The sequence below is a fragment of the Streptomyces adustus genome (assembly GCF_009377175.1).
GTDB classification, from domain to species: Bacteria; Actinomycetota; Actinomycetes; order Streptomycetales; family Streptomycetaceae; genus Streptomyces; species Streptomyces adustus.
On record NZ_VJZD01000292.1, the window covers coordinates 1 to 11,268 of the forward strand.

8 protein-coding genes, 2 tRNA genes and 1 pseudogene are annotated in these 11,268 nt (G+C 72.1%); 7 read left to right on the forward strand and 4 right to left on the reverse strand.

The annotated features are described in order from the left end of the window. Positions 1-131: 131 nt before the first annotated feature. Both FNH09_RS40330 and FNH09_RS49970 read right to left on the reverse strand, forming a co-directional pair. Positions 132-473: a metallopeptidase family protein gene (locus tag FNH09_RS40330; RefSeq protein ID WP_152894842.1), complete on the reverse strand. Its 342-nt coding sequence runs from the start codon at positions 471-473 to the stop codon at positions 132-134. Positions 474-809: 336 nt separating this feature from the next. Beyond that, on the reverse strand, positions 810-1,172 hold the full coding sequence (locus FNH09_RS49970) for a hypothetical protein (RefSeq protein WP_156110856.1): 363 nt from the start codon (positions 1,170-1,172) through the stop codon (positions 810-812). Positions 1,173-1,420: 248 nt separating this feature from the next. On the opposite strand from FNH09_RS49970, the gene FNH09_RS40340 reads away from it, so the two are divergent. From FNH09_RS40340 to FNH09_RS40355, 4 genes are all read left to right on the forward strand, one after another. Beyond that, positions 1,421-3,688 (forward strand): DEAD/DEAH box helicase, encoded by a 2,268-nt coding sequence (locus FNH09_RS40340; protein WP_162469824.1) that lies wholly within the window; start codon positions 1,421-1,423, stop codon positions 3,686-3,688. Between the two features lie 302 nt (positions 3,689-3,990). Then, complete coding sequence (locus FNH09_RS40345; RefSeq protein ID WP_338017834.1) at positions 3,991-6,126, forward strand: FG-GAP repeat domain-containing protein; 2,136 nt, start codon at positions 3,991-3,993, stop codon at positions 6,124-6,126. 48 nt (positions 6,127-6,174) lie between these two features. Further along, entirely contained in the window at positions 6,175-7,710 is a 1,536-nt protein-coding gene (locus FNH09_RS40350) for an amino acid permease (RefSeq protein WP_152894838.1), read from the forward strand. Between the two features lie 109 nt (positions 7,711-7,819). Continuing rightward, a tRNA-Lys gene (locus FNH09_RS40355) sits at positions 7,820-7,892 on the forward strand. Positions 7,893-7,996: 104 nt separating this feature from the next. Here the strand turns inward: FNH09_RS40355 and FNH09_RS40360 are convergent. Then, positions 7,997-8,647, reverse strand: coding sequence for a GTP cyclohydrolase II (locus FNH09_RS40360; RefSeq protein ID WP_152894839.1), 651 nt, complete (start codon positions 8,645-8,647; stop codon positions 7,997-7,999). Between the two features lie 186 nt (positions 8,648-8,833). Continuing rightward, positions 8,834-9,355 (reverse strand): MarR family winged helix-turn-helix transcriptional regulator, encoded by a 522-nt coding sequence (locus tag FNH09_RS40365; RefSeq protein ID WP_152894840.1) that lies wholly within the window; start codon positions 9,353-9,355, stop codon positions 8,834-8,836. A gap of 76 nt (positions 9,356-9,431) precedes the next feature. Here FNH09_RS40365 and FNH09_RS40370 point away from each other — a divergent pair, with 76 nt between their 5' ends. The 3 genes and pseudogenes from FNH09_RS40370 to FNH09_RS46890 all read left to right on the forward strand — a co-directional run. Beyond that, complete coding sequence (locus tag FNH09_RS40370; protein WP_152894841.1) at positions 9,432-10,565, forward strand: dihydrofolate reductase family protein; 1,134 nt, start codon at positions 9,432-9,434, stop codon at positions 10,563-10,565. Positions 10,566-10,628: 63 nt separating this feature from the next. Next, positions 10,629-10,702, forward strand: a tRNA-Met gene (locus FNH09_RS40375). Between the two features lie 185 nt (positions 10,703-10,887). Continuing rightward, a pseudogene (locus FNH09_RS46890) lies at positions 10,888-11,268 on the forward strand (hypothetical protein); the annotation flags it as partial.

Below are 11,268 nucleotides of genomic sequence, written 5' to 3' on the forward strand. Positions count from 1 at the left end.
CTCCGGGGGTGCGGGGCCTTCCGGGTATGCGGTTCAGGGCGGCGGCGATGCCGTGTGCACGGGCGGGGACGCTGGCCATTGGTCCCGTATGCCCGGCTCGCCGGGCGGATATGCGGGCGGGGACCCCGGCGTCAGCCCCAGCCCAGTTCGTGCAGCCGCGCGTCGTCGATGCCGAAGTGGTGCGCCACCTCGTGCACGACGGTGACGGCGACCTCGTCCACCACGTCCTGGTCCGTCTCGCAGTGGCGCAGGGTCGGGCCCCGGTAGATCGTGATGCGGTCCGGCAGGACGCCCGCGTACCACTCCCCGCGCTCCGTGAGGGGGGTGCCCTCGTACAGGCCGAGGAGCTCGGGGTCGTCGGACGGCGGTTCGTCCTCGACGAACACCGCCACGTTGTCCATGACCCGCGTCAGCTCCGGCGGGATCCGGTCCAGGGCCTCGCTCACCAGTTCTTCGAACCTGTCGCGTGTCATCTCCAGCACACGGCCATTGTCGGGGACGACCGGGCGGAGCGGGGGGTTTGGGCGCGGCCCGCGCGGTCCGTGGCCGGGTGCGGCGGAGGGCGCGTGTCCTACGGCGGCGACGGGAGTTGAACACATCGACTTCTTCGTCCACCCGGAGGTGGCTTCCGTGCGCCCCTTGTACGTATCCGTCCGCCTGGCCGTGACGGCCATGGTCGTGGCCGTCACGGCCGGCTGTGTGAGCGTGGGTGACGACGGCGGGAGCCAGGCCAGACCGTCGCACTCGGCGGGACGGCACGGCGCCGCGGCGGGGGAGGGCGACCGGGCCGGCGGCGGTGGCGTGGTCGGCTACGCGGACGGGTCCGGGCGCGGCGGGCGCGACCGCGGCAGGCACGGCGGGCAGAAGGGCGGGGAGTCGGCGTCCCCGTCGGACTCGCCGTCGGCGGGCCCCGGCGCGAGTGCGAGCGCGTCGGCGTCCGTCCGGCCGGGGCACAGTGTGCCGCCGGGCGTGCCCTCGCCGACCGGGGCGCCGCCGGTGCCGACGGGGAGCACCCCGGCGCAGGAGCCGTCCGTGGATCCGGTGACGACGGCTCCACCGTCGCCGGAGACGTCGGCCGCGGAGCCGTCGTCGTCGGCGCACGGGGAGAGCCTGCCCCGGCTGGGGCGGCGCGAGCCCACGCCCCGGGCCGGACTGCCGGCGCTGTGAGCCATGCTTTCCAAGGCGGGGAAGCCCTTGTGACCTGCGGTTATGGGGATGGGTTTGCCTAAGGGGGGTGAGGGTGCGTATGGTGGTAGATCGTTCGTAGATCGTTTGATCCCATTTGCCCGGCGCCAACACAGAGCGCGCCGTGTGGCGCGTACTCTCCCTTGCCGTGGCGGACCGCATCGAGGCGGTCGTAATGCGACTCACGGAGTTGACGGGCGCGTGCCGAAGAGACTCCGGAAGGTTTCGCATTCGCATGTCCATTTCCAGTACTGATCACGCCGTCGTGCCCTCGAACGGGCAGAACGACGAGCACGTCGACCACATCGACACCGTCGAGGCGACGGTCGAGACGGCCGTCGAGACGGCGCCCGAGGCCCCGCAGCTCACCTTCGCGGACCTCGGCCTGCCCGAGGGCGTCGTGCGCAAGCTCGCCCAGAACGGCGTGACGGTCCCCTTCCCGATCCAGGCCGCGACCATCCCGGACGCCCTGGCCGGCAAGGACATCCTCGGCCGTGGCCGCACCGGCTCCGGCAAGACCCTCTCCTTCGGTCTGCCGACCCTGGCCACGCTGGCCGGCGGCCGCACCCAGAAGCACAAGCCCCGCGCGGTCATCCTCACCCCGACCCGTGAGCTGGCCATGCAGGTCGCCGACGCCCTCCAGCCCTACGGCGACGTCCTCGGCCTGAAGATGAAGGTCGTCTGCGGCGGCACCTCGATGGGCAACCAGATCTACGCCCTGGAGCGCGGCGTCGACGTCCTCGTCGCCACCCCGGGCCGACTGCGCGACATCATCAACCGCGGCGCCTGCTCCCTGGAGGACGTGCAGATCGCCGTCCTCGACGAGGCCGACCAGATGTCCGACCTGGGCTTCATGCCCGAGGTCACCGAGCTCCTCGACCAGGTCCCGGCCGGCGGTCAGCGCATGCTCTTCTCCGCGACGATGGAGAACGAGATCAAGACCCTCGTCGACCGGTACCTCAACGCCCCGGTCAGCCACGAGGTCGACGCCGCCCAGGGCGCGGTCACCACGATGAGCCACCACATCCTCATCGTGAAGCCCAAGGACAAGGCGCCGGTCACGGCCGCGATCGCCTCCCGCAAGGGCCGCACCATCATCTTCGTCCGCACCCAGCTGGGCGCCGACCGCGTCGCCGAGCAGCTGCGCGACGCCGGGGTGAAGGCCGACGCGCTGCACGGCGGCATGACCCAGGGCGCCCGTACCCGGACGCTGGCGGACTTCAAGGACGGTTACGTCAACGTCCTCGTCGCCACCGACGTCGCCGCGCGAGGCATCCACGTCGACGGCATCGACCTGGTCCTCAACGTCGACCCGGCCGGCGACCACAAGGACTACCTGCACCGGGCCGGGCGTACCGCGCGTGCGGGCCGCACGGGCACCGTGGTCTCCCTCTCCCTGCCGCACCAGCGCCGCCAGATCTTCCGCCTCATGGAGGACGCGGGCGTCGACGCCGGGCGTCACATCATCCAGGGCGGCGCCGCCTTCGAGCCGGAGGTCGCCGAGATCACCGGCGCCCGTTCGATGACCGAGGTCCAGGCCGAGTCCGCGGGCAACGCCGCGCAGCAGGCCGAGCGCGAGGTCGCCCAGCTCACCAAGGAGCTGGAGCGCGCCCAGCGCCGCGCCGGCGAGCTGCGCGAGGAGGCCGACCGCCTCGTCGCCCGGGTCGCCCGCGAGCGCGGCGAGGACCCGCAGGCCGCGGTGGCCGAGGCGCAGTCCGAGGCGGCGCAGGCCGTCGCCGAGGTCTCCGTGCCGGAGCAGCCGGCCGCGCAGGACGTCGACCGGGCCGAGCGCGAGGAGCGCACGGCGGCCTCGTCCTCGTCGTCTTCCTCGTACGAGCGTCGTGACGACCGGGGCGGTTTCAACCGTGACCGTCGTGACGACCGCGGTGGCGACCGTGGCGGCTTCCGCCGCGACGACCGCCGGGACGACCGGGGCGGCGACCGTGGTGGTCGCTCCTTCGAGCGTCGTGACGACCGTGGTGGCCGTTCCTTCGAGCGTCGTGACGACCGGGGCGGTTTCAGCCGTGACCGTCGTGACGACCGTGGTGGCGACCGTGGTGGCCGTTCCTTCGGTGGCGACCGTGACCGTGGTTTCGAGCGTCGTGACGACCGTGGTGGCCGTTCCTTCGAGCGTCGTGACGACCGGGGCGGTTTCAACCGTGACCGTCGTGACGACCGTGGTGGCGACCGTGGTGGCCGTTCCTTCGGTGGCGACCGTGACCGTGGTTTCGAGCGTCGTGACGACCGTGGTGGCCGTTCCTTCGAGCGCCGTGACGACCGGGGCGGCTTCAACCGCGACCGTCGTGACGAGCGCCCCGGCCACCGTGGCAGCGACCGCCCCTTCAACCGCGACCGCCGCGACGACCGTCCGGGCTTCCGCTCCGCCGGTCACGACCGTCCCCAGGGCCGTCGTGACGACCACCGCGGCACCGGTACCGGCTCCGGCTCCGGTTCCTCCTTCGGCCGCCGCGACGACAAGCCGCGCTGGAAGCGCAACGGCTGACGTCTGCCGACCGACCCCCGAAGGGCCCGTACGACTCCGGTCGTACGGGCCCTTCGGCCTTTCCCGCGCCCGTCGCCGCGCTCCACGTGACGCCTGTCGCCGCGCTCCATCTGAGCGGCCAACGGCCTTTATTTGCAATACCGTTCACTATGAGACGACTGTTAACATCCGTTGGCTTCGACTTGGCTCGACGGGGCGCGGACGAGGGGGTCCTCGGCGCAGCCGCGCTCCTGGCGATGAGGTTTCTGTCCTCTCGCCGCCACGGTGTTGTTCTCCCTGGGGAGGGATCTTTGTCTCGGCGTGTGCACTCACGCTCCACCGCGAACCGGCGTGCCCGGATCGCCATCACCCTGACGGGCCTGGCCGCCCTCGGCGCCGGCTCCCTGACCACCGCGGGCCCGGCGGCCGCGGACACCACCCTCATGCCCCTCCGGACCGGCGGCGTGTGGGGCCTCGACTATGCCGGCGGCGTCCTGACGACCGTGGAGAACGCCCCGAACGGCGACCCCTACGTCACCAACCGCACGATCTCGGCCGACGGCACCGCGGCGGGCGAGCGGGACACCCGCGGCTACGCGGGCACGTACGCGAACGGCGCGCACATGCAGTGGGTCCCCTGCGACGCGGGTTCCTGCACGACGCTGCGCGCAGCCGGCAACGGTCACGTCGGCGTCTTCTTTGGCAACGGCGAGGGGCATGAGGGCCAGGAGCGCGTTCAGATCCGGGACAACCGCGACAGCTACATCGACCACGGCGCCGATCCCGTCGTCACAGGCGGCCGCTTCGTCGACGTCACCGGCCGCTACTTCGTCTACGACGCGGCCTCGACGGGCAAGCAGTACGTCGACGCCGCGCAGCCCTATCTCGTGCAGGACGTGCGCCTGACCCGCGCCGTCACCGCCGCCTCCGTGTGGGGCTCGCGGCTGTACGCGCCGGGGACCGGCAACGGCACGGTCACCGCCTACGACCTGGAGCAGAAGAAGACGGTCGAGACCCTCGCGACCGGCGCGCCCTGCACGGTCAAGGAGCTCCAGGTGGTGGGCCGCTGGGTCTACTGGAACTGCGGCGCCACCGGCCCGGCGGGCGTGTACGACCGTACGGCGAAGAAGAACATCACCGTGCCTTCCGGGCCCGCACTCGTCGGCGACGGCTACCTCGTCCGGCACGACCGTACGGCCGGGAAGCTGCTGCTCACCGACTTCCACACGGGTACGGCGGCGGCCCCGCGGGAGATCGCCGACCTGCCCGCCGGGAACACCGCCGACCAGCGGCGGCTGACCTGGTCGGTGGACAAGTTCGGCGGCGACATCGCCTACGTGGACGCCGAGCACACCGTGCACGTCGTGCAGAGCGGGGTGCCGTCCCAGCCGCTGGCGCTGATCGAGGCCGAGGTCGACGACAACTCGGTCGATGTCCGGGACGACTGGTGGAACAGCGTCTGGCAGCTGAACAAGCCGGCCCGCTGGACCTTCACCGTGAAGGACGTCCTCGGCCGCACGGTGCACACGCAGTCCGGGACCGGTACGGCTCCCGAAGCGGGCTGGAACGCGAGGACGGACGCCGGGGCGGTCCCGTACAACGGCCGCTACACCTGGACCCTGACCGCCACGGCGACCGAGGGCACCGGCACCTACACGGGCGGCGGCTCGATCGTGCTCTCCGGCGGTCTGCCGGTCCATCACGACCTGGGCGGCTACGGCTACGGCGACCTGGTCACCCTCGACGCGTCCGGCCGGCTCGGCGTGCGCTACTCCCCCGGCAACGGCACCGTCGCCGGGGCGGTCTCCGGCGCCGGCTGGGCCGCCGGGACCGTGGCGGTCCCGTTCGGCGACATGACCGGCGACCGGTGCGCCGAGACCCTGATCCGGATGCCGAACGGCGAACTGCGCCGCTACCTCGGCCGGTGCGCGGGCTCGTACACCCCGGCGAGCAGCCATGTGTCGCTGGGCACCGGCTGGAAGCAGTACGACGTGCTGACCTCGCCCGGCGACGTGAACAAGGACGGGCTGCCCGACCTGATCGCCCGCAACGCCACCACCGGCACCGTCTACCTGTACAAGTCCACCACCGCGGGCAAACTGGCCGCCCGGGTGAAGCTCTTCGACAACTGGAAGGGCTACAAGAAGATCGTCGGAGTCGGCGACTTCAACGGTGACGGCGTCGGCGACCTGCTCGCCCAGGACAAGGCCAACACCCTGTGGCGCTACGACGGCAACGGCTCCGGCGGCTTCAGGGCCCGGGTGAAGGTCGCCGCCGCCTGGGGCGCGTCGTACAACGTCGTCGTCGGCGTCGGCGACATCACCGGCGACGGCAGGGCGGACCTGGTCGCGCGGGACACCGCGGGCAACCTGTACCGCAACAACGGCACCGGCAAGGGGTCCTTCGGGGCGCGTACGAAGATCGCCGGCGGCTGGGGCGTATACAAGGGCATTTTCTAGCCACGGTGTGACGCATGTCATGCCCTCGGCGAGGGAATCGCTGGGGGCATGACAGATGACGGCAAGAAGAGCGGGCTCTCGGACGAGGAACGGCTTGCCCAGCTCGGATACACGCAGGTGCTGGCCCGCCGGATGTCGGCGTTCTCCAACTACGCGGTCTCCTTCACGATCATCTCGGTCCTGTCGGGCTGCCTGACCCTGTACCTCTTCGGCATGAACACCGGCGGCCCCGCCGTGATCACCTGGGGCTGGGTCGCGGTGGGCCTGATGACCCTCTTCGTCGGCCTGTCCATGGCCGAGATCTGCTCGGCCTACCCGACGTCGGCGGGCCTGTACTTCTGGGCGCACCGGCTCGCGCCCCCGCGCACGGCCGCCGCCTGGGCCTGGTTCACGGGCTGGTTCAACGTGCTCGGCCAGGTGGCGGTGACGGCCGGCATCGACTTCGGCGCGGCCTCCTTCCTGGGCGCCTACCTCAACCTCCAGTTCGACTTCGAGGTGACGCCGGGCCGCACGGTCCTGCTCTTCGCCGCGATCCTGCTGCTGCACGGCCTGCTCAACACCTTCGGCGTGCGGATCGTCGCGCTGCTGAACAGCGTGAGCGTGTGGTGGCACGTGATCGGCGTGGCGGTCATCGTCGGCGCGCTGGCCTTCGTGCCGGACCACCACCAGTCGACGTCCTTCGTGTTCACGAAGTTCGTGAACAACACCGGCTGGGGCAGCGGCGTCTACGTCGTCCTGCTCGGCCTGCTGATGGCCCAGTACACCTTCACCGGCTACGACGCCTCCGCCCATATGACGGAGGAGACCCACGACGCGTCGATGGCCGGCCCGAAGGGCATCGTCCGGTCGATCTGGACCTCGTGGATCGCCGGCTTCGTCCTTCTGCTGGGCTTCACCTACGCGATCCAGTCCTACGACGCCGAACTCGCCTCGCCCACCGGCGCGCCGCCCGCCCAGATCCTCCTCGACGCGCTGGGCGCGACGGCCGGCAAGCTGCTCCTGCTGGTCGTGATCGGCGCGCAGCTGTTCTGCGGCATGGCCTCGGTGACGGCCAACAGCCGCATGATCTACGCCTTCTCGCGGGACGGCGCCCTGCCGTTCTCGCACGTCTGGCACACCGTCAGCCCGCGCACCCGCACCCCCGTGGCGGCGGTCTGGCTGGCGGCGGCCGGCGCGCTCGTCCTCGGTCTGCCGTATCTGATCAACGTCACGGCCTACGCGGCGGTGACCTCGATCGCCGTCATCGGCCTCTACATCGCCTATGTCGTGCCGACCCTGCTGCGGCTGCGCAAGGGCGAGGAGTTCGAGCGCGGCCCGTGGCACCTGGGCCGCTGGTCGCGGGCGATCGGCGTGGTCGCGGTGGTCTGGGTGCTGGCCATCACGGTCCTGTTCATGCTCCCGCAGGTCTCCCCGGTCACCTGGGAGACGTTCAACTACGCCCCCGTCGCCGTCCTCGTCGTCCTGGGCTTCGCGGCGACCTGGTGGCTGGCGTCGGCCCGGCACTGGTTCCTCAACCCCGAACACGCCCGCACCATCGCCCGCGAGGCGTCCGCCAAGGGGGCTCCCGAACCGGTCGATCCCTGACACTCCCGGCTCGCCGTGGCGCCGCCACGCCGTCCGACGCGGCCGGGTCCCCGATACCCGATCGGAGACCCGGCCCTGTCCGGCTATGCTCGGGGAGGCAACATCGCCTGGGCCCTTAGCTCAATTGGCAGAGCAGTGGACTTTTAATCCATTGGTTGTGGGTTCGAGTCCCACAGGGCCTACCGGAACGCCCCCGGCTCAGAGGTACTTCGAGCCGGGGGCGTGACTGTTCTCCGGGCCCTTCGTGGGCGCGGGCCGCCAGGTCCGGCCGTCCCCGGAAGCGGCCTCAGCCCGTGGGCAGTTCCGTCAGTTCCGTGAGCTCGGCCAGCGGCAGGGTGTGCTGCGTCTGGAGGACCTTCGCGCGGAGGTAGCGGACGTTGTGCGGGGTGGTGAAGACACCCGTCGGGACCCGGTCGCGGACGTCGGCGCCCAGCGCACGGAGCTGGTCGGCCTTGTCGGGGTTGTTGGAGAGCAGATCCAGGGCGGTGACGCCGAGAGCCCGGAGCATCTGGGCGGCCGCCGTGTAGTCGCGGGCGTCCTCGGGCAGGCCGAGGGCCGCGTTCGCCTCGTAGGTGTCGAGGCCCTGGTCCTGGAGGGCGTACGCGTCGAGCTTGTTGTAGAGGCCGATGCCCCGGCCCTCCTGGCGGAGGTAGAGCAGCACTCCGCCGCGGTCGGCGATGCGTTCGACCGCCTCGCGCAGCTGGGGGCCGCAGTCGCAGCGCGCCGAGCCGAGGACGTCGCCGGTCAGGCACTCGGAGTGCAGGCGGACCAGCGGGGTGGTGCCGGGCACGGGGTCGCCGAGGACGATCGCGACGTGTTCCTGGCCGTCGGCCAGGCCGTGGAAGGTCACCAGCTCGGCGTCGACGGCGTAGCCGTCGTGGAAGCGCAGCGGGACCCGGACGCGGGAGCGCTGGGTGGCGGCGGGGAGGTCGGGCATGCGGGTTCTCCGGGTCCGGAGGGAACATCTGCTTCAGTTTTGAAGCAGAACCTGTGAACCAGACCCTAACTCATGCTTGAAAGTTGAAGCAATGGGTGGGTTCGCGGTGCTCTTCGGGCGGGTGGGGCCGATGCGCGGCTCACGCCCGCTTCCGTCGGGAGCCCGGGGGCTTCGGCGAGCGTTTCGTCAGGAGCACGAGGGCTTCGGCGAGCGGCGGCGCCACGGCACGTCCTCCGGCGCCCCGGGCGCCTCGGCTCCGCTCTGGAGCGCTCGGGCGACCCCGGTGAAGATCTCCTCCAGCTGCCGCACCTGTTCCGGGGCGAGGTGGTCGAACAAGGTCGCGCGGACGTTCTCCACATGGCCCGGAGCCGTCCGCTCCACGACGGTCATCCCGGCGTCGGTCAGGGCCGCCATGCTGCCCCGCCGGTCCGACGGGCAGCCCTCGCGCAGCACCAGGCCGTCCTTCTCCAGGCGCGTCACCGCATACGTCAACCGGCTGCGGGTGATCTTCAGCCGCTCGGCGAGGTCGGTCATGCGCAGCCGGCGCTCGGGTTCCTCGGAGAGCCGGGACAGGATGGAGTAGTACAGGTGCGGCATGCCGGCCTCCTGCTGGAGGTGCCGGTCGAGCGCGTCCTCCACGAGCAGGGTGGCGGCCAGGTACGCGCGCCATGCGCGCTGTTCCTCGGGAGCGAGCCAGCGGGTCGTCATGCCGCCAGTGTAGGTTTGTTTCAAAGTTGAACCAAGATCCCAGAGTCCCGCCCCGCCGCCGAGAGTGAGCGCGCCGATGCCGTTCCCGTACGTCCTGCTGTCCGCCGCCGTCTCCCTCGACGGCTGCCTCGACGACACCGGCCCCGAGCGGCTGCTGCTCTCCAGCCCCGCCGACTTCGACCGGGTCGACGAGGTACGGGCCTCCGTCGACGCGATCCTCGTCGGGGCCGGGACGATCCGCGCCGACAACCCGCGGCTGCTGGTGAACTCGCCCGAGCGGCGGGCCGCGCGGGTGGCGGCGGGGCGGCCGGAGTACCCCCTCAAGGTCACCGTGAGCGGGTCCGGCGAACTGGACCCGGCCGCGAACTTCTGGCACACCGGCGGCGAGAAGGTCCTCTACACGACCGACCGGGGCGCCGAACGCGCCCGCCGGGCGGGCCTGGCGACCGACGTGGTCGCGCTGGGCCCCGAGCTCGACTGGCGGCTGCTGCTGGAACACCTGCACGACGTACGCGGGGTACGGCGGCTCATGGTCGAGGGCGGCGGCACCATCCACACCCAGCTGCTCCAGCAGGAACTTGCCGACGAACTCCAGCTCGTCCTCGCCCCGCTCTTCGTCGGCGACCCGGACGCGCCCCGGCTGTTCGGTCCGGGGGCGTACCAGGGCGGCCGGCTGCGGCTGACGGAGACCCGGCGGATCGAGGACGTCGTCCTCATGCGCTACGAACCCACCGCGCCCGGCGTCGCCGACGCCGTCGCGGCCGCCGACCGGCACTGGCTGGCCCTCGCCTGCGAACTGGCGGCCCTGTGCCCGCCGTCGCGGACCGCGTTCAGCGTGGGCGCGGTGGTGGTGGCCGCCGACGGCACGGAACTCGCCCGGGGCCACTCCCGGGAGGGCGGCGACCCCCTCGCGCACGCGGAGGAGGCGGCGCTGGCGAAGATCGACCCGGCCGACCCGCGGCTGCGCGGCGCGACCGTCTACAGCAGCCTGGAGCCGTGCGCCCGGCGGGCGTCCCGGCCGGCCCCGTGCGCCCGGCTGATCCTCGGCGCGGGGGTGCGGCGGGTGGTCACGGCCTGGCGGGAGCCGGACACCTTCGTCACCGACGCCGACGGCAGCGGGCTGCTGGCGGCCGAGGGCGCGCACGTGGTCGTCCTGCCGGACCACGAGACGGCCGCCAAGGCGCCGAACCGCCACCTCCTGCCGGGCTGAGCGGGCCCCGGATCAATCCGTTGTGCATTCCCACCCGCGAATGGCGTATGCTGGTCCTACCGACGCGGGGTGGAGCAGCTCGGTAGCTCGCTGGGCTCATAACCCAGAGGTCGCAGGTTCAAATCCTGTCCCCGCTACTGAAGACTCAGGGCCGGAATCCAGTTCACGGATTCCGGCCCTGAGTGTTTTCACCACGGCTCCCGGCGTTCCCGCAGCGCCGCTTTCGCCGTCGCCGTCATCCGGTCGGCCCAACATCACTCGCCCTGCGCGCCGACTCCGGCGAACCTGGACCTTCGTGGCTGGAGACGGCGGGAGACGAGTGGTGCGCTCTGGTGACCTGACGGGTGAGGGGCCGCACGAGGAACCCGGCGCGGCCGAGGGATCCGGAACGGCCGCGGACGACCACCTCGTCCCGTACGCACGCGCGGGCGGCAGCCTGCCGCCCGACCCGACCGCGGACTCCGAACCGGCGTCCGAGTCGGCCCTCGATCCGGCCCCGGCCTCCGATCCGGCCCCGGCCTCCGATCCGGCCCCGGCCTCCGATCCGGCCCCGGCCTCCGATCCGGCCCCGGCCTCCGATCCGGCCCCGGCCTCCGATCCGGCCCCGGCCTCCGATCCGGCCCCGGCCTCCGATCCGGCCCCGGCCTCCGATCCGGCCCCGGCCTCCGATCCGGCCCCGGCCTCCGATCCGGCCCCGGCCTCC

Excerpts from the sequence above, each read along its gene's own strand:
- FNH09_RS40360 (WP_152894839.1), bottom strand. The coding sequence starts at position 8,647 with ATGCCCGACCTCCCCGCCGCCACCCAGCGCTCCCGCGTCCGGGTCCCG.
- FNH09_RS40330 (WP_152894842.1), bottom strand. The coding sequence starts at position 473 with ATGACACGCGACAGGTTCGAAGAACTGGTGAGCGAGGCCCTGGACCGG.
- FNH09_RS40340 (WP_162469824.1), top strand. The coding sequence starts at position 1,421 with ATGTCCATTTCCAGTACTGATCACGCCGTCGTGCCCTCGAACGGGCAG.
- FNH09_RS49970 (WP_156110856.1), bottom strand. The coding sequence starts at position 1,172 with ATGGCTCACAGCGCCGGCAGTCCGGCCCGGGGCGTGGGCTCGCGCCGC.
- FNH09_RS40365 (WP_152894840.1), bottom strand. The coding sequence starts at position 9,355 with ATGACGACCCGCTGGCTCGCTCCCGAGGAACAGCGCGCATGGCGCGCG.
- FNH09_RS40370 (WP_152894841.1), top strand. The coding sequence starts at position 9,432 with ATGCCGTTCCCGTACGTCCTGCTGTCCGCCGCCGTCTCCCTCGACGGC.
- FNH09_RS40350 (WP_152894838.1), top strand. The coding sequence starts at position 6,175 with ATGACAGATGACGGCAAGAAGAGCGGGCTCTCGGACGAGGAACGGCTT.